The 20,437-nt window shown below is 62.1% G+C and carries 18 protein-coding genes and 2 tRNA genes; 13 read left to right on the top strand and 7 right to left on the bottom strand.

Annotated features, from left to right (window positions below):
* The first annotated feature begins 4 nt into the window (after positions 1 to 4).
* From torA to BN1121_RS09675, 3 genes are all read left to right on the top strand, one after another.
* Positions 5 to 2,497, top strand: a complete 2,493-nt coding sequence (torA, locus tag BN1121_RS09685; RefSeq protein WP_005349034.1) for a trimethylamine-N-oxide reductase TorA — start codon at positions 5 to 7, stop codon at positions 2,495 to 2,497.
* Between the two features lie 82 nt (positions 2,498 to 2,579).
* Positions 2,580 to 3,239 (top strand): molecular chaperone TorD, encoded by a 660-nt coding sequence (torD, locus tag BN1121_RS09680; protein WP_005349030.1) that lies wholly within the window; start codon positions 2,580 to 2,582, stop codon positions 3,237 to 3,239.
* Positions 3,236 to 3,604 (top strand): hypothetical protein, encoded by a 369-nt coding sequence (locus BN1121_RS09675; RefSeq protein ID WP_005349027.1) that lies wholly within the window; start codon positions 3,236 to 3,238, stop codon positions 3,602 to 3,604. The genes torD and BN1121_RS09675 overlap by 4 nt, the downstream gene beginning before the upstream one ends.
* On the opposite strand, the gene BN1121_RS09670 is transcribed toward BN1121_RS09675, so the two are convergent.
* Positions 3,601 to 3,867, bottom strand: a complete 267-nt coding sequence (locus BN1121_RS09670) for a hypothetical protein (protein WP_005349024.1) — start codon at positions 3,865 to 3,867, stop codon at positions 3,601 to 3,603. The two genes, BN1121_RS09675 and BN1121_RS09670, sit on opposite strands and share 4 nt — an antisense overlap.
* A 227-nt stretch (positions 3,868 to 4,094) precedes the next feature.
* Here BN1121_RS09670 and BN1121_RS09665 point away from each other — a divergent pair, with 227 nt between their 5' ends.
* The 4 genes from BN1121_RS09665 (at position 4,095) to BN1121_RS09650 (ending at position 10,617) form a co-directional block, all read left to right on the top strand.
* Entirely contained in the window at positions 4,095 to 5,540 is a 1,446-nt protein-coding gene (locus BN1121_RS09665) for a sensor histidine kinase (RefSeq protein ID WP_081606397.1), read from the top strand.
* Positions 5,541 to 5,548: 8 nt separating this feature from the next.
* Positions 5,549 to 7,993 carry a two-component system response regulator gene (locus BN1121_RS09660; protein WP_005349011.1) on the top strand — a complete coding sequence of 815 codons (2,445 nt, stop codon included), beginning with the start codon at positions 5,549 to 5,551 and terminating at the stop codon, positions 7,991 to 7,993.
* Positions 7,994 to 8,065: 72 nt separating this feature from the next.
* Positions 8,066 to 10,012, top strand: coding sequence for an acetate--CoA ligase (gene acs, locus BN1121_RS09655; RefSeq protein WP_005349009.1), 1,947 nt, complete (start codon positions 8,066 to 8,068; stop codon positions 10,010 to 10,012).
* A gap of 131 nt (positions 10,013 to 10,143) precedes the next feature.
* Positions 10,144 to 10,617 carry a hypothetical protein gene (locus tag BN1121_RS09650; RefSeq protein WP_005349007.1) on the top strand — a complete coding sequence of 158 codons (474 nt, stop codon included), beginning with the start codon at positions 10,144 to 10,146 and terminating at the stop codon, positions 10,615 to 10,617.
* Here the strand turns inward: BN1121_RS09650 and BN1121_RS09645 are convergent.
* Together BN1121_RS09645 and BN1121_RS09640 are read right to left on the bottom strand one after the other, a co-directional pair.
* Complete coding sequence (locus BN1121_RS09645) at positions 10,614 to 11,108, bottom strand: putative 4-hydroxy-4-methyl-2-oxoglutarate aldolase (RefSeq protein WP_005349005.1); 495 nt, start codon at positions 11,106 to 11,108, stop codon at positions 10,614 to 10,616. The two genes, BN1121_RS09650 and BN1121_RS09645, sit on opposite strands and share 4 nt — an antisense overlap.
* Positions 11,109 to 11,149: 41 nt before the next feature.
* Positions 11,150 to 11,542, bottom strand: coding sequence for a DUF3293 domain-containing protein (locus BN1121_RS09640; RefSeq protein ID WP_005349004.1), 393 nt, complete (start codon positions 11,540 to 11,542; stop codon positions 11,150 to 11,152).
* Between the two features lie 393 nt (positions 11,543 to 11,935).
* Between BN1121_RS09640 and arcA the strand changes: the two genes are divergently transcribed.
* Positions 11,936 to 12,655: a two-component system response regulator ArcA gene (gene arcA / locus BN1121_RS09635; protein ID WP_005349002.1), complete on the top strand. Its 720-nt coding sequence runs from the start codon at positions 11,936 to 11,938 to the stop codon at positions 12,653 to 12,655.
* A gap of 57 nt (positions 12,656 to 12,712) precedes the next feature.
* Here the strand turns inward: arcA and BN1121_RS09630 are convergent, their stop codons facing one another.
* From BN1121_RS09630 to BN1121_RS09620, 3 genes are all read right to left on the bottom strand, one after another.
* Positions 12,713 to 14,011 (bottom strand): methyl-accepting chemotaxis protein, encoded by a 1,299-nt coding sequence (locus BN1121_RS09630; protein ID WP_043597744.1) that lies wholly within the window; start codon positions 14,009 to 14,011, stop codon positions 12,713 to 12,715.
* A gap of 189 nt (positions 14,012 to 14,200) precedes the next feature.
* Positions 14,201 to 14,275: transfer RNA gene (locus BN1121_RS09625), tRNA-Gly, on the bottom strand.
* Positions 14,276 to 14,285: 10 nt separating this feature from the next.
* Positions 14,286 to 14,359: transfer RNA gene (locus tag BN1121_RS09620), tRNA-Gly, on the bottom strand.
* Between the two features lie 202 nt (positions 14,360 to 14,561).
* On the opposite strand from BN1121_RS09620, the gene cydD reads away from it, so the two are divergent.
* From cydD to tsaA, 5 genes are all read left to right on the top strand, one after another.
* A complete protein-coding gene (gene cydD, locus BN1121_RS09615) occupies positions 14,562 to 16,331 on the top strand; it encodes a heme ABC transporter permease/ATP-binding protein CydD (protein ID WP_005348999.1) in 1,770 nt (589 codons plus the stop codon).
* The gene (cydC, locus tag BN1121_RS09610; protein WP_043597742.1) at positions 16,324 to 18,051 is read left to right on the top strand and encodes a heme ABC transporter ATP-binding protein/permease CydC; all 1,728 of its coding nucleotides are present in this window, start codon (positions 16,324 to 16,326) and stop codon (positions 18,049 to 18,051) included. Before cydD ends, cydC begins: the two co-directional genes overlap by 8 nt.
* A gap of 80 nt (positions 18,052 to 18,131) precedes the next feature.
* The gene (gene rcsF / locus BN1121_RS09605; protein WP_005348997.1) at positions 18,132 to 18,503 is read left to right on the top strand and encodes an Rcs stress response system protein RcsF; all 372 of its coding nucleotides are present in this window, start codon (positions 18,132 to 18,134) and stop codon (positions 18,501 to 18,503) included.
* A gap of 44 nt (positions 18,504 to 18,547) precedes the next feature.
* Positions 18,548 to 18,934, top strand: a complete 387-nt coding sequence (locus BN1121_RS09600) for a DUF488 domain-containing protein (RefSeq protein ID WP_005348994.1) — start codon at positions 18,548 to 18,550, stop codon at positions 18,932 to 18,934.
* A 58-nt stretch (positions 18,935 to 18,992) separates the two neighbouring features.
* Positions 18,993 to 19,700 (top strand): tRNA (N6-threonylcarbamoyladenosine(37)-N6)-methyltransferase TrmO, encoded by a 708-nt coding sequence (tsaA, locus tag BN1121_RS09595; RefSeq protein WP_005348992.1) that lies wholly within the window; start codon positions 18,993 to 18,995, stop codon positions 19,698 to 19,700.
* A gap of 33 nt (positions 19,701 to 19,733) precedes the next feature.
* Here the strand turns inward: tsaA and BN1121_RS20380 are convergent, their stop codons facing one another.
* Entirely contained in the window at positions 19,734 to 20,408 is a 675-nt protein-coding gene (locus tag BN1121_RS20380; protein ID WP_503487618.1) for an HD-GYP domain-containing protein, read from the bottom strand.
* Between the last annotated feature and the right edge of the window lie 29 nt (positions 20,409 to 20,437).

The raw sequence follows: 20,437 nt of genomic DNA, 5'->3' as shown, positions 1-20,437 counted from the left end.
CACAATGATCAACGTATCCCGTCGTGGTTTCCTGGGTGGCCTGCTGGCCGGTAGTGCCGCCACCCTGATCGGTCCCTCCCTGTTGGGGAGGGCCGCCATGGCCGCCGAATCGGGCGAGAAGCTGGTGCAGTCGGGCTCTCACTGGGGCGCCTTCCGCGCCCGGGTGGTGAATGGCCGCTGGGTCGAGACCCTGCCGTTTGAACACGACAAGCACCCTAACGACATGCTCAAGGGGCTGCACGAGGTGGTCTACAACCCCTCCCGGGTGCGCTACCCCATGGTGCGGCTGGACTGGCTGCGCAAGGGCTACCGCTCCGACACCCGCGAGCGCGGCCAGAACCGCTTCGTGCGGGTCAAGTGGTCCCAGGCACTGGACTTCGTCTACCACGAGCTGGAGCGAGTGCAGAAAACCCATGGCCCGAGTGCCCTCTATGCGGGCCACTCCGGCTGGCAGTCGGTGGGCAAGCTGCACTCCGCCGGCGCCATGCTGGGGCGCGCCATGAACCTGCACGGCACCTACCTGGCCAAGGCCGGTGACTACTCCACCGGCGCGGCCCAGGTGATCCTGCCCCACGTGGCGGGCGCCATGGAGGTGTACGAGCAGCAGACCTCCTGGCCCCTGGTGCTGGAGCACAGCAAGACAGTGGTGATCTGGGGCTCGGATCCCATCAAGAACCTGCAGGTGGGCTGGTTGGTGCCGGATCACAGCGTCTACGGCTACTGGCAGCAGCTCAAGGAGAAGGTGGCGGCCGGCCAGATCCGGGTCATCAGCGTCGATCCGGTCAAGTCCAAGACCCAGAACTTCCTCGGCTGTGAGCAGGTCGCCCTCTACCCCCAGACCGATCTCCCCCTGATGCTGGGGATAGCCCACACCCTCTACAGCGAGAAGCGGCACGACGAGAAGTTCCTGAAGAACTACACCACGGGCTTCGATCAGTTCCTCCCCTACCTGCTGGGCACTCAGGACGGTCAGGTGAAAGACGCGAAGTGGGCCTCTGCCATCTGTGGCGTGCCCGCCGAGACCATTCGCGAGCTGGCGCGCACCATGGCCGGCGGTCGCACCCAGATCATCGGTGGCTGGTGCGTGCAGCGTATGCACCACGGTGAGCAGTACGCCTGGATGCTGGTGGTGCTGGCGGCCATGCTGGGCCAGATTGGCCTGCCCGGCGGCGGCTTCGGGTTTGGCTGGCACTACAACGGCGCCGGCACCATCACCTCGGCCGGCCCCATCATGTCGGGCTTCAGCTCTGTGGTGCCCGGCGTCAAGCCGATCCACGACGGCAGCTTCAAGGGCTACTCCAGATTCATCCCGGTGGCCCGCTTCGTCGACTGCATCCTTAACCCGGGCGAGACCATCGACTTCAACGGCCAGAAGATCGTCTTCCCCGAGATGAAGATGGCCCTCTTCTGCGGCAACAACCCGTTCCACCACCAGCAGGATCGCAACAAGATGGTGGCGGCCTGGCGCAAGCTGGAGACGGTGGTGAGCGTCGATCACCAGTGGACAGCCACCTGCCGCTTCGCCGACATCGTCCTGCCGGCCACCACCACCTATGAGCGCGACGACATCGAGCAGTGGGGCTCCCACTCCAACGCCGGCATCCTGGCCATGTACAAGGTGATCGAGCCCCTGTTCGAGGCGCGCGATGACTACGACATCTTCGCCGATCTCTGCCGCCGCTTCGGTCGCGAGGAGTCCTTCTCCGGGGGCAAGAGCAAGATGGCCTGGATCCAGAGCATCTACGACGACGCCCGCCTGCAGGGGCGCGGCATCGGGGTGCGTCTGCCACGTTTCAGCCAGTTCTGGAGCGGCGAGGGGTTCGTCACCTTCCCGACCGGCCAATCCTGGGTACGCCACCAGGCGTTTCGCGACGAGCCGGATCTGGAGCCGCTCGGCACGCCTTCCGGCCTCATCGAGATCTACTCCAAGACCATCGCCGGCTTCGGCTACGCCGACTGCCCGGGGCACCCGGTCTGGATGGAGCCCTACGAGCGCTCCCATGGCGGCCGCGGCAGCGCGCGCTTCCCGTTGCATCTGCAGTCGTGCCATCCGGACAAGCGGCTGCACAGCCAGCTCTGCTCCTCGGATCAATACCGGGCCAGCTACACGGTGCAGGGGCGCGAGCCGCTCTACATGAGCCCGCAAGACGCCAAGGCGCGCGGCCTCAACGACGGGGATCTGGTGCGGGTGTTCAACGACCGCGGCCAGGTGATAGCCGGCCTGGTGGTGAGCGAGGATTACGCCCCCGGCGTCATCCGTCTGCAGGAGGGAGCCTGGTACGGCCCCGAGGAGGGGGGCAAGGTGGGGACGCTCTGTACTTACGGGGACCCCAACGTGCTGACCGCCGACATCGGTGCCTCACGCCTCTCCCAGGCCACCACGGCCCACACCGCCCTGGTGCAGGTGGAGAAGTTCAAGGGCCAAGCGCCGGCCGTGACCGCCTTCGGGGCACCGGAGTCGGTGGCGGGGATCGATCCCCTCTTCCCCGCCATGTAAGCCAGCAACGGTTTCCTTTACCTGGAAAGCAGTTAGAATCGGGAGCCAACTAGGCTCCCGAATTAGCATCTACGGAGGAGTAATGCAGGAATTTCTGGCCACCAGCGAACGCCGGGCCGAACTCTACTGGTGGTTCTCCACCCTGTTTGCCAGCGAACTGAGCGACGAGCAGATCGCCGAATACGACAGCTACGACGTGCGCAGCTTCCTGAAAAGCCTCGCCACCCTGGATCCCATGCGCGAGGCCGTCACCGAACTCAACGATGCCATCGCCCGCCTGCTGGTGCGCCCCGACCGCCAACTGGAGCTGGCCGCCGACTTCGCCGCCCTCTTCCTCGGCGACGCCAAGCTGGGGGTGCCGCCCTACGAGTCACTCTTCTGCGGTGACCAGCGGCTGCTGATGCAGGCCCCCACCGCCCGCATGGAGGCGCGTCTGGCACGCCTTGGCATCTCGGTAAGCGACAAGTACAAGGAGCCGGCCGATCACCTGGCCATCGAGCTGGATCTGATGGGCAACCTCATCATTCGCGCCGCCGAGGCGGGGGACGCCGACGGCCGCGAGCAGTGGCTGGATGAGCAGGAGAGCCTGCTGCACGAACACCTGCTGGCCTGGGTGCCCGCCTTCGAGGCCGAATGCCGCGCCAAGGACGCGTTTGGCTTCTACGGTGCCTGCGCCCGTCTGCTCGGCGTCTTCCTCACCATGGACGCCAACTACCTCACCCTGGTCAAACCCGCCCGGTGAAGACGGCCCTGCTGCTCATCGCCAGCTGGTTGCTGACCCTGCTCCCGACCGAGCAGGGGTTTGTGCCCCTGCTGGCCCTGCTGTTTGACGCCGATCGGGAGCTCTACGGCACCGGTCAGCTCACCGCCCTGGCGGGCATATTGCTGACCCTCTACCTCGCCAATCTGGGGGTCGAGGTGGTGCTGCGCCGCCGCTTTCAGATAGCCGGCATGCTGACCCTGGTGGCCGCCTGGATCGAATTTATCAATCAGGGGGCTGCGTTGGCCCCCTGGTGGCAAATCCTGCTGCCCGCCCTCCCCTTTCTCGGGCTCAGCCTGCTGGTGCTGCTACGCGGCATCCAGGCCTTTGGCCGGCAGAAGGGCTAGTTTCCCAACTGAAGTTGCCAGTTGTCGCCTCCTTTCTCGTTAAGATGGCGCACCAGAGGGGACTCCCCCTCATAGCGGGGCGGCGCCGAAAATTGCAGCGGGAAGGGCTCCTCGGCCAGCGCCAGACCGGACTGCACCTGCTCACGCAGCCCCTTCGCCTCACCCGCCGGCTGCTCGATCACCACTGAGGGAAACTTGTCGCTCACCGGGGGGGCCGGGGGTTCAAACTGCCAGGAAGCAGCCATAAACAATATATTTATCATGCTGTTACTAACCTTATATCGACTCGCTTTCACGCAACACTAGCAAATTCATCATCGACTCGCGCCCGGTTTTTCCCGCTTCCCGACTAATAACAACGACCTCACTTCGAGCGGAACCGACCATTCTTTCTGCCGAATCCGAGATAATGGGTTGATATCACCGACTTTCTGGCACATCCACACGGAACCTCCATACTCTCCTGAGTACATTCTCAGGAAGAGATGCAATGGCAAGTACAGGATTGTTCAGTGCGCCCCAGAGCCTGGCCGGTAGCGGCTTCAGCGATCATCGTCTATTACTGCAGCTTTTTGCCGATGCCCCCCTGGGTTTAGGCATCTTCGATCGCCATCTCAACTACTGCGAAGTCAACCAACGACTCGCGGACATTAATGGCTGCCCTATCGAGCAGCACCGTGGACGCCATATCAGCGAGGTTATCCCCACGCTCGCCCCGACGGTGGAGCCACTGCTGCGCCGGGTGCTTGACCTCGGCGAGCCCTTCATCGAAATGCCGGTGCAGGGCTTCACCGCCGCACACGGCGGCACTCATCGCCACTGGCTCGCCACCTACTCCCCCCTGGTCGATGAGCGGGGCACCCCCATCGGAGTGCTCGCCATCGTGCAGGATATTACTGCTCAGCAGCAGGACCGCGATGCGCTGGGCCGCTCGGAAGAGCGTTTTCGCCAGGTGGTGGAGGCGGCCCCCGACGGGCTGGCCATGGTCGATGACCGCGGCCAGCTGGTGCTGGTCAATGCCGGGTTGGAGCAGATGTTCGGCTATCGCAGAGAGGAGCTGATCGGCCAGACCATCGAGTTTCTGATGTCTCCCCGCTACCGGGGCGAGCACGTGCGTCGCCGCGACCACTACCTGAAGACCCCCGAGGCGCGTGACATGGCAGGGCGCAAGGAGCTCTACGCCATGCGCCGTGACGGCAGCGAGTTTCCGGTGGAGATAGGCCTCAATCCCCTGCGGGCCGAGCATCGCCTGCACGTGCTCGCCACCATTCAGGATGTGACCAATCGCAAAGCGGATCAGGCCATGCTGGAGAAGGCGCTGGTGGAGAAAACCGCCCTGCTTAACGAGGTGCATCACAGAGTCAAAAACAACCTGCAGGTGGTCTCCAGCCTGCTCAGCCTGCAGACGCGTCAAGCAAGCCCAGAGGCGAGCCAGCTACTGAGCGAGAGCCAGGGTAGAGTCAAGGCCATCGCCCTCATCCACCAACTGCTCTACGAGCGCAACGACTATGCCAAGGTCGAACTCGGCCTCTACCTGCAACGCCTGGCTCGCCTGCAGTCGGAAACCTATCTCGCACAGAGCGGGCGGATACGCATGCAGCTCAATCAGCCCGACACCCCTATTACGCTGGACCTGCAACATGCGGTGCCCTGTGGGCTACTGGTGAACGAGCTGGTCTCGAATGCCTTCAAGCACGCCTTTCCCGACGGCCGCCCAGGCGTCATCACCATCACCCTGGGGCAAGATGCTCAGGGCACTCGCATCACGGTACAGGATGATGGCGTCGGCATTCCTCCTGATATTCGCCTGGGTGAGACTCAAACGTTGGGCTTTCAGCTGCTTCCCCTGCTCATCGAGCAAGCCGGCGGGGCACTGCTACAGCCGCCCACCACGACGGGTTGCCGTTTCGACATCATTCTGCCCGTTCAGGTATGAGGAGCCTTATGAATCAACGCATCATGATTGTCGAAGATGAGCGCATCGTCGCCCTCGACCTTAAGAACAGTCTCACGCACCTGGGTTATGAGGTCGTCGGCATGGCATCACGAGGCGGCGATGCCATTGCCCTGGCCGGCACGCTCCAACCGGACATCATACTGATGGACATCAATCTGGAGGACGACATCGACGGCACCGAGGCGGCGCGAGCCATCTTCCAGCGCTGGCAACTGCCGGTCATCTTCCTCACCGCCTATGCCGAAGAGAAGACGTTGGCGCGGGCCGAGGAGAGCCTTCCCTATGGTTATCTGCTCAAACCGTTCGATCTGCGCGAACTCAAGGCCACCTTGCAGATGGCCATGGCGCGGCGCAACACTGAACTGGGGCTGCAAGAGAGCGAAGCGCGCCTGCGTTTGGCCATCAAGGCCGCAGATCTGGGCCTGTGGGAATGGAATCGCAATCAGGACAAGCTGCATTTAAGCGGCAACGATGCGCTCACACTCAGCTTCGAAAACGGAGAGTGCGATGGCATAGAGCGCTTCATCGAGCGCTTCCTCATCCCCTCACAAAACAAGTTGCGCCAGGCGATCGCCAACGGGGGCGCCTTCAACCTGACACTGGGCTATGTCATTCCCAACGGGGATCTCACCTGGATCGATTTCTACGCCGATTTTCGCAATCAGGAGGAGGGCCCCAGCAGCCAGATGATCGGGGTTTTCCTCAATGTGACCGAGCGCTGTCGACGCGAAGAGCAGTTGCCTCAGGCCAACGTGGTATTCGACACGGCGGCCGAGGGGATCATCATCATGGATGAGCACCATCGCATCATCTCTACCAACCCGGCCTTCACCCGGCTGACCGGCTATCGACAAGAAGAGGTACTCGGCCAGACTCCGGACCACCTGATGCATCAACGTCGCCAGGGGGACAGCGTCACCCCGTGGAGTCACCTGGGCAAGCAAGAGCCCGCCTGGCACGGCGAGATGCTGTTTGTGCGAAAAGATGGAACGCATTTCACCTCCTGGCAGCATGTCAGCATCGTCCATGGCCACGGTAGCGGCAATACCGCGTCTCACTACGTCATCGCGTTTTCAGACATCAGTGCCATCCGTCAGGCCGAAGCCCAGCTCAACCATTTGGCCTATCACGACCCCCTCACCGGGCTGGGCAATCGTAACCAACTGCAAGACAGGCTGACCATAGAGCTGCAGACGGCCCATCTCCATCAACATCGGCTTGGCCTGCTCTTTATCGATCTCGACGGCTTCAAGCTGATCAACGATACCCTGGGGCACAGCGCCGGTGACCAGTTACTGCGACTGCTCGCCGACCGGCTGCGCAGCGCCATCCGCAGCAACGACTTGCTGACCCGCCAGGGAGGAGATGAGTTCCTCATCCTGGTCCCTCAGGTGCAGCAACCTCAGGAATTGCTCACCCTGGCAGAGAAGGTGCTGCAAACCATTCGGCCTCCGATCCCGCTGAGCCCGGAGCCGGTCTCCATCTCGGCCAGCATCGGCATTGCGTTATTCCCCGACGATGCCAGTACCCCGGAGGCACTGCTTCAGGCGGCCGACAGCGCCATGTACGAGGCCAAGAGCCAGGGACGCAACCGCTCCCTGCTCTACTCTCCGGACATGGCACAGCGCTCGATGAACAAGTTGCGACTCGAGCAGGGACTGGCTCAGGCGCTGGATCGCAGCGAGCTGGAGTTACACTATCAACCGATCCACTCCCTGCAGCAGTCCCAGCCCCCCGGTGTCGAGGCACTGCTACGCTGGCGCCACCCCGAGCGTGGCATCATAGCGCCGGATCAATTCATCCCCATCGCCGAAGAGAGTGGGCTCATCGAACCAATCGGCCAGTGGGTGATGCGTGAAGCCTGCGAGCAAGGTGCCCGCTGGCTTGACCAGGGATTACCCCTGTCGCGGCTGGCGGTCAACGTGTCGGTGCGTGAGCTGAGAGCCCACGACTATGCCGCCCAGGTCGCGGCCATCCTCAAGCAGACCGGCTTCCCGCCGCATCTGCTGGAGTTGGAAGTGACAGAGAGCATCATGCAGCAGGTGGATCAGAGCCTGCGCAAGTTCGCCGAACTCAAGCAACTGGGGGTCACCATCGCCATCGATGACTTCGGCACCGGTTTCTCTTCCCTAAGCCTGCTCAAGTCCCTGCCGATCGACAGGATCAAGATAGACAGGAGCTTCGTGCAGCCCATTCCTCATGACCGCCACAGTTGTGAGCTTTGCCGAACTATCATCACCCTGGCCCACAACCTGGACTTGACCGTCACCGCTGAGGGGATCGAAACCCCAGAGCAGCTGACCTTCTTACAAAGCTTGGGATGTGAGAATGGTCAGGGCTATCTGTTCAACCCACCGATGGAGACGACACAATTTCTCAGCTATTGGTCGCAGTTCCAACAGCGCTCGTGGCAAGGCTATCCAAAAGTCTAATTTGTCCTCCCCGGACAAAGGTATAAGTTGTTACAAGACTATTAAAAGGATGTGTTGCCAAGGAGCCGCAAAATGAGCGAGAGCAAGGTCTACCCGGTCAAGTCACAGATTGCCCAGCACGCCCACATCGACAGGGCCGGCTATGAAGCCATGTACCGAGCCTCGGTGGAGAATCCCGATGCCTTCTGGGGTGAATACGGCAAGATTGTCAACTGGATGAAACCCTATACCAGGGTCAAGAACAGCTCCTACGATCCCGGCCACGTCTCCATCAAGTGGTATGAAGACGGCCTGCTCAACGTCTCGGCCAACTGCCTGGATCGCCATCTGAGCGAGCGCGGCGACAAGGTCGCCATCATCTGGGAAGGGGACAACCCTACCGAGGATCGCAAGCTCACCTATCGCGAGCTGCACACCGAGGTGTGCAAGTTTGCCAACGTACTCAAGGCTCAGGGTGTCCACAAGGGCGACGTGGTCTGCCTCTACATGCCCATGGTGCCGGAGGCGGCCATCGCCATGCTGGCCTGTACCCGTATCGGTGCCGTCCACTCCGTGGTCTTCGGCGGTTTCTCCCCCGAAGCCCTGGCCGGGCGCATCATCGACTCCGGCTCCCGAGTGGTGATCACCGCCGATGAGGGGCTGCGCGGCGGGCGTGCCGTTCCCCTCAAGAAAAACGTCGACGAGGCCCTAACCAACCCCGAGGCCAGAGTCGAGAAGGTGATCGTGCTCAAACGTACCGGCGGCGATGTCGCCTGGCACAACCACCGCGATCTGTGGTGGCATGAGGCAACGGCTGCCGTCAGCAGCGACTGTGCGCCCGAGGCGATGGGCGCCGAAGACCCGCTGTTCATCCTCTACACCTCAGGCTCTACCGGCAAGCCCAAGGGGGTGCTGCACACCACCGGCGGCTACCTGGTGTACGCCGCCATGACCTTCAAGTACGTCTTCGACTACCACGAGGAAGACATCTACTGGTGTACCGCCGACGTGGGTTGGGTCACCGGCCACTCCTATCTGGTCTATGGGCCGCTCGCCAACGGCGCCACCACCATCATGTTCGAAGGGGTGCCCAACTACCCGGCCACCAACCGCATGAGCCAGGTGGTCGACAAGCATCAGGTCACCATTCTCTACACAGCCCCGACCGCTATCCGCGCCCTGATGGCCAAGGGCAATGAGGCAGTGGCCGACACCTCGCGTTCGAGCCTGCGCATCATGGGATCGGTGGGTGAACCCATCAACCCGGAAGCCTGGGAGTGGTACTACCGCACCATAGGCGACGAGCGTTGCCCCATCGTCGACACCTGGTGGCAGACCGAGACCGGCGGCATCCTCATCACTCCGCTGCCCGGTGTCACCGACCTCAAGCCGGGCTCGGCCACCCGCCCCTTCTTCGGGGTTCAGCCGGCCCTGGTCGACAATCTAGGCGAGCCGCTGGAAGGGGCCACCGAAGGCAACCTGGTGATCACCGACTCCTGGCCGGGCCAGATGCGCACCGTATTCGGCGATCACGAGCGGTTTGAGCAGACCTACTTCTCCACCTTCCCCGGCCGCTACTTCACCGGTGACGGTGCCCGCCGCGACGAGGATGGCTACTACTGGATCACCGGCCGGGTGGACGACGTGCTCAACGTCTCGGGACACCGCATGGGCACCGCCGAGATCGAGTCGGCTCTGGTGGCCCATCCCAAGATTGCCGAGGCAGCCGTGGTCGGCGTGCCCCATGAGATCAAGGGTCAGGGCATCTATGCCTACGTCACCCTGATCGCCGGGGAAGAGCCAAGCCGCGAGCTGCACAAGGAGGTCAAGGAGTGGGTGCGTAAAGAGATCGGCGCCATCGCCACACCGGACGTGATCCACTGGGCCGAGGGACTACCCAAGACCCGCTCCGGCAAGATTATGCGTCGCATTCTGCGCAAGATTGCTACCGGCGAGACCGATAGCCTGGGGGACATCTCGACCCTGGCCGATCCGGGCGTGGTCGACAAGCTGATCCGCGAGAAGAGTGAAGCGGCCTAACCCCCGATGTGCCTTGACGAAGCCGGCTCCCAGCCGGCTTTTTTCATTGCCTTCCTGAGGATAAAAAAGCCAGTTGCTGATGAATGGCATGTGCCATGCTTGTACTTCCGGCATCCACAGGAGGGGGGCACATGGTCAAGATTCTGGCAGTGGTGGGCGTCATCTGCGGGATGCTGGGTCAGGCGCAAGCCAGCATCTGGGACAAGGTGCTCGAAGAGAAAGAGAATGCCCTCTACACCAGCGGCTATTCAGGGGTATTGCTCGGACAGCGTGGCGCCAGCACGCAGGAACATTTTGACCTCTGGCTCATCAGCACAGGCTATCGCCAGCGCCTGGGCGATGGGTGGAGCTGGTTTGTTGAGGCCGGCTCGGCCCTGGCTGGCCAACAAAGCGTGGCTGGGCATACCCTGGGGTCCGGGGTGCGCTATCAGCTGCTTCCCTCACTCACTGTGGGTGGCCAGCTCAGACAACTCAACTTCGGGTCGGCGCACACCGAATTACAACTGAGCGGCTCTCTCCTGCTCCCCTCATCGTTCTCGTTAAAAGCCGATCTGGGCGTCAGCCACGAATCGAGCCTGACTCTGGGGATCGGTTACCAGTTTTAGTCCAAGAGGCGATCTGCACTCACCGCCACACCATTGGGGTCGGCATAGATGTAGTCGCCAGGATGTATGGTCAGCCCGGCAAACTGCAGCACCGCATCGCGCTCACCCAGACCCAGCTTTTCCGTCTTGATAGGGCAGGCCCCCAGCGCCTTGATCCCGAGTGACAACGTTCCCAGGGTCACCACATCGCGCACGGCGCCGTTGATCAGCACCCCTTCCCAACCATTGTCGAGCGCCTTCTGAGCCAGCAGATCACCAAGCAGTGCCCGGCGCAGTGACCCCTGACCATCGACCACCAACACCCTTCCCTGCCCATTCTGGGCCACCAGTTCACGCACCAGGCTGTTATCTTCGAAACAAGAGAGGGTCACGGCACGCCCATAGAAGGTGGCGCGGCCACCATAATCGTGGAAAGGGGTGATGGCGACTTGCAGCCGCTCGGCATGGTTGTCACACAGATCCGGCAGCAGATCCTGAGGGGCTAGTAACATAGTGAACTCCTTCATCCTTGATGGCACCGCCGCTCATTATTTCAACGAGTGCGCCCCGGCGCAATCCAGTAAGAGGCCAGCTCGCCCAACACCACCACCTGCTCATCGAGTAAGACGGGCACCAGTGAGAGGCGCCCCGCTTCGACCCAGTAGAGGCCGTTCTGGCCATGCTCGGCCGCCAATCCCATGGCGACGCCGAGTGGGCACGCCACCGCCAGGCTGTACTCATGCCACCCCAGATCAGGCGAACACCCCCACACACCCAGATAGGGATAGTCACACAACCGCGCCAACAGGCAGAGATGGCGCTGCTCATTCTCCTCTCTGGTCAACGGCTGACTCGCCGGATTCCAGGCGGTGATGATGGCGAAACATGGCCAGTCAGGCACCTTAGCCTCGGCCAGAAAACGAATTTGTTTGTAGTTTTCCCACATGTTTGATGCCTGTGAAATGTAACAAACCGCCTACACCCGGCCCCTCAGACCTGCAGCCCACAACCCAGTTGTGGGGCCATTACTGCCGGTTTGACCTATATCAAACCGGAGTTAAATAGTTGCTATCCAACACCAAAGAGTGTTGTTATGTCTCTGTTAACTGATAAAATGCGACGACCATCGTAATGGACTACCCTCTAGAACATGGCGTGACAAGCTTCTAACGACGCCAGCACAAGGCCACGGAGTGGGCCGATGCCGACTTACAGGTCTGCCGATCTGAACTGCAACCCCAGGATGACGTAATTCTTTTTCAGGACACCAGAATCAGGGTCAGGCTAAACCGACAGTGTTAAATTTTAATAATCAGTTGCTACGAATCCGGGAACATTCATGCAAACACCACACATTCTGATCGTCGAAGACGAACTCGTCACCCGCAATACCCTCAAGAGCATCTTCGAGGCCGAAGGCTACACAGTGCTCGAAGCCAATAATGGCGATGAGATGCACCAGGCCCTGACCAGCCACGCCATCAATCTGGTCATCATGGACATCAACCTGCCGGGCAAGAACGGCCTGTTGCTGGCACGCGAATTGCGCGAGCATGACAACATCGCCCTGATGTTCCTGACCGGTCGTGATAACGAAGTAGACAAGATCCTCGGCCTCGAAATCGGCGCCGATGACTACATAACCAAGCCCTTCAACCCCCGTGAGCTGACCATTCGTGCCCGCAATCTGCTGAGCCGTACCATGAATGCCAACGGCGCCGGCGATGAGAAGAAACTGGTCGAGCGTTACACCTTCAACGGCTGGGCGCTGGATATCAATAGCCGTGCCCTGGTCAGCCCGACCGGCGACGTCTTCAAGCTGCCGCGCTCCGAATTCCGCGCCATGCTGCACTTCTGCGAGAATCCGGGTCAGATCCAGACCCGTGCCGAGCTGCTCAAGAAGATGACAGGCCGCGAGCTCAAGCCCCACGATCGCACCGTCGACGTCACCATCCGCCGTATTCGCAAGCACTTCGAGAGTGTGACCGATACGCCCGAGATCATCGCCACCATCCACGGTGAAGGCTATCGCTTCTGCGGCGAGCTGGAAGTGGAATAAGCGATTGACTCAATACAAAGGGCGCCTCGGCGCCCTTTGTCGTTATGGCCCTTCCTATTAGGAGTGAGGAAGGCCCGCAATCGTCACCGATACGTGCTCAGCCCCACGACGGATCTCCTCCATCACGGCCGCAACTTCGCCAATCTGCCGCTGTCCTTGTTGAGCACTCGAGGAAACGGCCCCCATCTGGGCGCTGACCTGACCGGTCAACTCCCGATTCTTTCGCACTACCTGGGCTATCTCTCCGGTCGACAGAGAGGTTCGGGCCGCCAACTGGCGAACCTCGTCGGCCACCACGGCAAATCCCCTCCCCTGATCGCCGGCTCTGGCCGCCTCGATGGCGGCGTTCAAGGCCAGCAGATTGGTTTGATCGGCGATCCCGCTGATGGTCGAGACGATGGACGCAATGCTCTGGGACTGGGCATTGAGCTTGTTCATGTAGTCGCTGGCCTCCTCCATTTGCAACGCTATGCTGGCCGATGTACCCACCACTCCGGCCAACAAGTTGGCACCCTTGCGGGCCGACTCTTCGGTGTCAGCCGAGGTGGTTCTGGCGACCTCGGCCACCTCCTGCACCGCGTGGGCTCGGGTGATCTGGGACGTGATGTCAGAGGCAAACTTGATCACCTTGATGACCTGGCCATCCGCCCCGAAGATAGGGTTATAGGTCGCCTCTATCCAGACCTCTTCCCCATGGGGGCCACGGCGGAGAAACTGTCCCGACTTGAAACGCCCCTGTGCCAGGTCATCCCAGAAGTGAGGCTGCTCCCGGTAGAAACTCTCATCACAGAACATGCGGTGATGCCGCCCCTTGATCTCGTCGAGGCGGTACCCCAGGGTGTCGAGAAAGTTCTTGTTGGCGCTGAGGATATCGCCCTGGGGGGTAAACTCGATGATCGCCATGGAGCAATCCAGGGCCTGAAAGAGGGCTTCCTGGGTAAGTCTCTGCTCCTGCTGCGCCGTCACGTCGAGCGCTATCTTGATCACCTGGGTCACCTTCCCATCGACCCGGACCGGGAAGTAGGTTGCCTCCAACCAGAGGAGCCCCCCCTGTCGATTGCGTCGCTGAAAGGTGCCTGACTTAACCCGCCCCTGGGCCAGATCCTGCCAGAAGTGGCGATATTCTGGTGCGTCTTTATCCCCGTCGTCGCAGAACATGGCGTGATGGCGGCCCACTATCTCCGGCAGGGTATACCCCATCGTCTTGAGAAACAGTTCATTGGCATCGACCACCTCTCCCTGTGGCGTGAAGGTGATGCGGGCCATACTCTGGTTGAGCGCCTCGACAAATGCCTTCTGACGGGCAAGCTCGGAGCGCATCTGCTCGAGCTCTCCTTTTAGCTTGCTATTGAACATGTCATCACCCTCATTGGAGTTGCACGATCGCCCTGCATGGTGGCGTTCGCCTGGCGTCAGCCACCGCGAAACGGCGCCAATTCAGTATGCATCAGAGGAACAAACCCTGCCGGTCATCGGGAGAGAAGGCATTAAGAAGGAAAGCGGGGATACAAGAGAGAGGTACAAAAAAACCGCCTGATGGCGGTCTGGAGCGGGCAGCGGGAATCGAACCCGCATCATCAGCTTGGAAGGCTGAGGTAATAGCCATTATACGATGCCCGCACGCATTGTATGGAGCGGGTGATGGGAATCGAACCCACGCTAAGAGCTTGGGAAGCTCCCGTTCTACCATTGAACTACACCCGCTTGGTGTGCACCCACTATATGTTTTTTCAGGATAAGCGCAACGTCATTGATACACTTTTTTGCACCCCCCCGGTTCGTTTGCCCACCATTTAACCAAGTCGCTGTTTTTTCAATCCAAACGACTTCATTCTGATACTCCTGGCGGTTGCCAAGGGGAGATACCGCAGATAGTCTTGCGCCACCCCGAGCAAATGGAGGTGGCATGGACAAACAGACACAAAAACGCCTGTACGGTTGGCTGCGCAAGCAATCGGCACATGGCAAACGCTGGATCGGCATGAGTATTGCCTTTGGCCTCACCCAAGGCGTCTTGATGGTGGCGCAGGCCTGGCTGCTGGCAACCCTGTTGCACGGCTTCATCATGCTCAACCAAGCACCGGCTGACATGCCTTCCTATTTCATGGCACTGCTACTCACCACGGCGCTCAAGGCGGCGGCGGCCTATGGCCGTGAAGTCACCAGTTTTCATGCCGGCGCAGCCGTGCGCCAAACGATTCGCGATCTGGTACTGACACGCCTCACCCAGCTGGGGCCGGCCTATATCCAGCGCCGCCCGGCCGGAAGCTGGGCCAGCCTGCTGCTCGAGCAGGTGGAAAACATGCAGGAGTTTTTCTCTCGCTATCTCCCTCAGATGGCCATCGCCGTCTTCATTCCTCTGGTGATCCTGGTCGCCGTCTTTCCGGTCAACTGGGCTGCCGGACTCATCTTGCTCGGCACGGCACCGCTGATCCCGCTCTTCATGATCCTGGTCGGGGTCGGCGCGGCGGATGCCAACCGTCGCAACTTTCAGTCCCTGGCCCGCCTCTCCGGCCACTTTCTCGATCGTCTGCGTGGCCTGCGCACCCTGCAGCTGTTCCTGCGCGCCAATGAAGAGGGGAAGGCCATCGAGCGCGCCTCGGAAGAGTTTCGCTCCCGCACCATGGAGGTGCTGCGACTCGCCTTCCTCAGCACCGCCGTGCTGGAGTTCTTCGCCGCCATCTCGGTGGCACTGGTCGCGGTCTATTTTGGCTTCACCTACCTCGATCACCTGGACTTTGGCCACTATGGGGCCGAGGTGACCCTCTTCACCGGCCTGTTTGTGCTCTTTCTGGCCCCCGAATTCTACGCCCCCCTGCGCGAGCTGGGCGCTCACTACCACGCCAAGGCCCAAGCCATCGGTGCCGCCGAACAGCTGCTCGACTTCCTCGACGCCGATGTTGCCGAACCCGCCTCGGGACGACACGCCTTCATGGCCGAGGCTCCCATTGCCATTGAGGCCTGCGAGCTCGAGGTGTTAAGCGCCGAAGGCAAGGTGCTGGTCGGTCCCCTCTCCTTTACCATCCCGGCCGGCCATCAGGTCGCCCTGGTCGGCGTCAGTGGCGCCGGCAAGAGCTCACTCATCAACGCCCTGCTCGGCTTCATGCCATATCGGGGCAGCCTCAGAGTCAATGGGCAGGAGCTACGTGAGCTCGACATGGTTCAGTGGCGCCATCAGGTGGGCTGGTTGTCGCAAAATCCTCAACTGCTGACCAGCTCGGTGCGTGACAACCTGCAACTGGCGGCCCCGCATGCCGATGATGCAACTCTGGAGCAGGCCCTGCGCCGCGCCCAGGCCTGGGAGTTTGTCGCCGCCAAGGGGCTCGATTACCGGCTCGGTGACGGGGCCAGCGGCCTCTCGGTCGGCCAGGCCCAGCGCATCGCCCTCGCCCGTACCCTGCTCAAATCCACCTGGCTGATGGTGCTCGACGAGCCGACCGCCAGCCTGGATCGCCACTCGGAACGCGCCATCATGGCAACCCTGGCCGAGGTGATCTGTCACCAGACCCTGGTGATGATCACTCACCGCATCGAGCAGCTCGAGGGAATGGATCAGATCCTGGTGCTCGAGCGCGGCCATCTGGTCGAGCAAGGGGACTGGCGCACCCTGACCCGTACCCAAGGCCCCTTTGCGACTCTGCTGGCCAACCGTGACGAAGGAGATATCGATGCGTGATCTGCTCCCTTTCCTGCGCCTCTACCGTCAGCACTGGCTGAGCCTCAGCCTGGGCCTGCTGCTGGCCATGGTGACCCTCATTGCCGGTATGGGGCTACTCTCTTTGTCGGGATGGTTTCTCAGTGCCGCCGCCGTGGCGGGGCTCACCGTGGCCACCAGCCACGCCTTCAACTACATGACCCCGGCCGGTGGAGTGCGTTTTTTCTCTATCATCCGGACCGCCGGCCGCTGGGGTGAACGCGTCGTCAGCCACGATGCCACCTTCAAGGTACTGACTCGCCTGCGGGTATGGTTCTGGCAGCGGCTCGCCCCCCTCTCGACCGGTAGCCGCAGCCAGTTCCGTCAGGCCGATCTGCTCAACCGTCTGGTGGCCGACATCGATGCCCTCGATCATGTCTACCTGCGCCTGATCACCCCCATCGGAGTGGCCCTGCTCGGGTCGCTCGCCATGGTCGGTTTCCTCAGCCTGTTCGACCCGACCCTGGCACTGACTCTGGGCGCCATCCTGTTGGTCAGCATGATGTTGCTGCCTATCCTCTTCTATTTCTTGGGCAAGCGTCCCGGAAGCGCCCTGGTGGAGCAGCGCTCTCGCCTGCGGACCCGGCTGCTCGATTATCTGGGCGCCCAGGCCGAGCTGCAGATGTTTGCCGCAGCCCAGCCCCAACTGTCGGCCCTGCGTCAGGAGGAAGCCGCCCTCATCCAGGCCCAGGCGACGATGGCGCGCATCACCGGCCTCTCGAGCGCCCTGATGGGTCTTATCAGCGGCTGGAGCCTGGTACTGATGCTGTGGCTCGCCGGCCATGGTGTCGCGGGTCAGGCGCCGGATCCCATCACGGCCCTCATGGTGTTCGCCACCCTGGCCAGCTTCGAGGCCCTGCAACCGCTCTCGGGGGCATTCCTGCATCTCACCAGCAGTATGACGGCGGCGCGCCGACTCAATCAGGTGCTACAGCAGGCAGAGCCGGCCCACTTCGGCAGCCAAGACACTCAGGCCCTGGGGGAACTGGTGGTGAGCGACCTCCAGTTCACCTACCCGGGCGGCGATGCACCCGTGCTGCACAGCGTCTCATTGACCCTGGCGGTAGGAGAGAAGATAGCCTTGCTCGGCCAAACCGGCTGCGGCAAGTCGACCCTGCTCTCGCTCATCACCCGAGAATGGGAACCGACGGCAGGCACCCTCACCCTGGGAGGGCTCCCCCTGGCCGGCTACAGCGAGGCGGCGCTGCGCGGCGCCATGACGGTGGTGAGCCAGCGGGTGCACCTGTTTAGCGACACCCTGCGGGCCAATCTCTTGCTGGCGGCGCCTGAGGCCTCGGACGCGCGTCTCACCGAGGTGCTGACCCGGGTCGGGCTCGGCCAGCTACTGGATGACGACGGTCTCGACGCCTGGCTCGGTGAGGGGGGGCGCGCGCTCTCCGGCGGCGAGCTGCGGCGCATCGGCATCGCCCGCGCCCTGCTCCACGACGCCCCGCTCTGGCTACTCGACGAACCCACCGAGGGGCTGGATCGTCAGACCGAGCAAGCCATCATGCAGCTGCTTCATGAGGTGTGTCGCGAACGCAGCGTGCTGCTGATCACCCATCGACTGACCGGATTGGCACAGATGGATCGCATCGCCCTGATGGAAGAGGGCAAGATCCTTTGCTGCTCGCCGCATGCCGAGCTGCTCGTCGCGGACGATCACTATCGCCGTCTGCACCAACGGCTCGCGCCGGCCTAAGCATGCACCATGCGGGGCTGGTCGGCGCAGGCCGCCCGCCCCTATAATGGCCACTCCGACCCCGACAACAAGATGCAACCATGAAACGCCTGATCCTGATGATGCCCCTGCTGGCCAGTGGCTGTGCCAACTACGCCTTCAACAGCAACCTCGACAAGAAGAACTTTGACGAGTACTTCAAGCCCAGTGGCGTCGAGATCTACCAGCAGGATCAACTGGCCGATCTCAACTACCTCTATCTCGGCACCGTCGAGGGTCAATCCTGTCAGGAGGGGAGCAACCAGCCGGTGCCGAGCGCCGCCAATGCCCGCACCGAGGCTCGTACCCGCGCCGCCGATCTGGGGGGGAATGGCCTGGTACTCGACAAATGCAGTGAGCGCAGCGATACCCCGGGTTGCCTCAAGCAGATCGTCTGCTACGGTCAGGCCATCAAGGTGGCCGAATCCAAATGATGAAACGGGCCTAGGGGCCCGTTTTGCATCGGCAAGGAGTCATCATGACCCTCTCCATCATACGTCTCGGCACGTCCCGCCAGCCGGACGAGGGGCTGCGCATTGGCATAGTGCGCCGGCCTCCGCGCGGTGTCCCCAAGAGCGACTACGCCAGCGGCAACTGGTTCGATGTCTGGTACCCCAACCTGGCCCCCAGCAGCGAGACGATGAAGCTCGGTCAAGGGGCCGAGGACGAGAAGAGCTGGCAGTTGTTCGTGCGCCGCTACAAGGCCGAGCTCAACACGCCCGAGGCGCGCCACAACCTGGCCCTGCTCGCCGCCCTCTCCCATAGCGGCAACCTCGCCATCGGCTGCTACTGCGAACATGAGTCACGCTGCCATCGCAGCGTGCTGCGCGAGGTGCTGCTGGCTCTGGGCGCCGCCCTCGCCTAAATGGCGAGGCCGCTCCGACTGTGCTAGATTGCCCCGGTTTTTTACCGATGGAATTGCCATGAAGTTTGAGCTCGACACCCTGGGGCTGATCCACTCCCCCTACAAGGAGAAATTTGCCATCCCGCGCCAACCGGGCCTGGTGACCTCCTCCACCGCCCGCCTCGAGCTGTTGCCTCCCTATAACCAGGCGGATGCGGTGCGCGGTCTGGAGCAGTTCTCCCACCTCTGGCTCAGCTTCGTCTTCCATCAGACTATGGATCAGGGGTGGCACCCCACGGTACGTCCACCGCGCCTCGGCGGTAACGAGCGGGTCGGGGTGTTCGCCACCCGCTCAACCTTCCGCCCCAATCCCCTCGGTCTCTCGGTAGTCCCCCTGCTCGGAGTGACCCTGGAGCGAGGAGGCGTCTGGCTCGAGCTCGGCGCCGTGGACCTGCTCGACGGCACGCCCATCGTCGACATCAAACCCTATATCCCCTATGCCGACAGCCTGCCCCAGGCTCGTGGTGGCTTTGCTCCCGAGCCGCCCGGCGATCTGCTGACGGTGCACTTCAGCCCCGAGGCCGAGGCGGCGCTAGCCCATCACCAGCGAGCGCTGCCTCAACTGAGGCAATTCATTGGCGAGGTGCTGGCCCAAGATCCGAGGCCTGCCTACAAGAAGGGAAAAACCGACGAGAAGGAGTACGGGGTTCGCCTCTTCGATCTCAACGTACGCTTTCGCATCCGCGAGCCGGAGTGCGAGGTCATCTCGCTGGATCCCGCCCAATGAGAAGGCGCCACCCTGGGGTGGCGCCTTCTTGTATCAATGGCTGTCCCGATGGCGGCTGGCGATGTCGCAAAACTGGTCCTCACAGGCGAGGAAGGCATCGACCAGAGCCGGGTCGAAGTGGCTGCCCCGCCCCCGGACTATGATCTCCCGCGCCTCTTCTTGGCTGAAGGCAGGCTTGTAGACCCGTGCCGAGATGAGGGCGTCATAGACGTCGGCAATCGCCATCAGGCGCCCCGACAGGGGAATCGCCTCCCCGACCAACCCGGCAGGGTAGCCACTACCGTCCCACTTCTCGTGGTGGGTGAGGGCGATATCCCGCGCCAGACGCAGGAAAGAGTTGGAGCCAAGCTGCGCCTCCGCGCTGGCCAGGGCATCGGCCCCGATCTGCGGATGGCGCTTCATGATGGTGAACTCCTCGTCGGTCAGCTTGCCCGGCTTGAGCAAGATGGCGTCGGGGATCCCCACCTTCCCCACATCGTGCAAAGGGGCGGACTTAAACAGGAGATCGAGGGTGTCATCGTCGAGGGGGTAGCGATCCCAATCGAGATGCCTCAGATAGTCGGCCAACACCTTCACATAGTGCTGGGTTCGGATGATATGCGCCCCGGTTTCGTTGTCCCGCGTTTCCGCCAGAGAAGCGAGCCCAAGTATGGCCACGTCACGGGTCAAGTTCAGCTCGTCGCGGCGCGCCTTGAGCTCGCTAATCATCTGGTTGGTCCCGGCGGCGATGAGGCCAA

Origin of the sequence: Aeromonas diversa CDC 2478-85 (assembly GCF_000819805.1) — a bacterium.
In the GTDB taxonomy this organism is placed as follows: Bacteria; Pseudomonadota; Gammaproteobacteria; order Enterobacterales; family Aeromonadaceae; genus Aeromonas; species Aeromonas diversa.
This window is presented reverse-complemented; position numbering and strand designations above follow the sequence as displayed.

Bases quoted from the DNA above. Each gene is read 5' to 3' on its own strand.
- BN1121_RS09645 (WP_005349005.1), bottom strand. From the start codon at position 11,108: ATGTTACTAGCCCCTCAGGATCTGCTGCCGGATCTGTGTGACAACCAT.
- BN1121_RS09640 (WP_005349004.1), bottom strand. From the start codon at position 11,542: ATGTGGGAAAACTACAAACAAATTCGTTTTCTGGCCGAGGCTAAGGTG.
- BN1121_RS09600 (WP_005348994.1), top strand. From the start codon at position 18,548: ATGACCCTCTCCATCATACGTCTCGGCACGTCCCGCCAGCCGGACGAG.
- BN1121_RS09660 (WP_005349011.1), top strand. From the start codon at position 5,549: ATGAATCAACGCATCATGATTGTCGAAGATGAGCGCATCGTCGCCCTC.
- BN1121_RS09630 (WP_043597744.1), bottom strand. From the start codon at position 14,011: ATGTTCAATAGCAAGCTAAAAGGAGAGCTCGAGCAGATGCGCTCCGAG.
- cydD (WP_005348999.1), top strand. From the start codon at position 14,562: ATGGACAAACAGACACAAAAACGCCTGTACGGTTGGCTGCGCAAGCAA.
- tsaA (WP_005348992.1), top strand. From the start codon at position 18,993: ATGAAGTTTGAGCTCGACACCCTGGGGCTGATCCACTCCCCCTACAAG.
- BN1121_RS09650 (WP_005349007.1), top strand. From the start codon at position 10,144: ATGGTCAAGATTCTGGCAGTGGTGGGCGTCATCTGCGGGATGCTGGGT.
- rcsF (WP_005348997.1), top strand. From the start codon at position 18,132: ATGAAACGCCTGATCCTGATGATGCCCCTGCTGGCCAGTGGCTGTGCC.
- torD (WP_005349030.1), top strand. From the start codon at position 2,580: ATGCAGGAATTTCTGGCCACCAGCGAACGCCGGGCCGAACTCTACTGG.
- BN1121_RS09670 (WP_005349024.1), bottom strand. From the start codon at position 3,867: ATGATAAATATATTGTTTATGGCTGCTTCCTGGCAGTTTGAACCCCCG.
- arcA (WP_005349002.1), top strand. From the start codon at position 11,936: ATGCAAACACCACACATTCTGATCGTCGAAGACGAACTCGTCACCCGC.
- BN1121_RS09665 (WP_081606397.1), top strand. From the start codon at position 4,095: ATGGCAAGTACAGGATTGTTCAGTGCGCCCCAGAGCCTGGCCGGTAGC.
- acs (WP_005349009.1), top strand. From the start codon at position 8,066: ATGAGCGAGAGCAAGGTCTACCCGGTCAAGTCACAGATTGCCCAGCAC.
- cydC (WP_043597742.1), top strand. From the start codon at position 16,324: ATGCGTGATCTGCTCCCTTTCCTGCGCCTCTACCGTCAGCACTGGCTG.
- BN1121_RS20380 (WP_503487618.1), bottom strand. From the start codon at position 20,408: ATGATTAGCGAGCTCAAGGCGCGCCGCGACGAGCTGAACTTGACCCGT.
- torA (WP_005349034.1), top strand. From the start codon at position 5: ATGATCAACGTATCCCGTCGTGGTTTCCTGGGTGGCCTGCTGGCCGGT.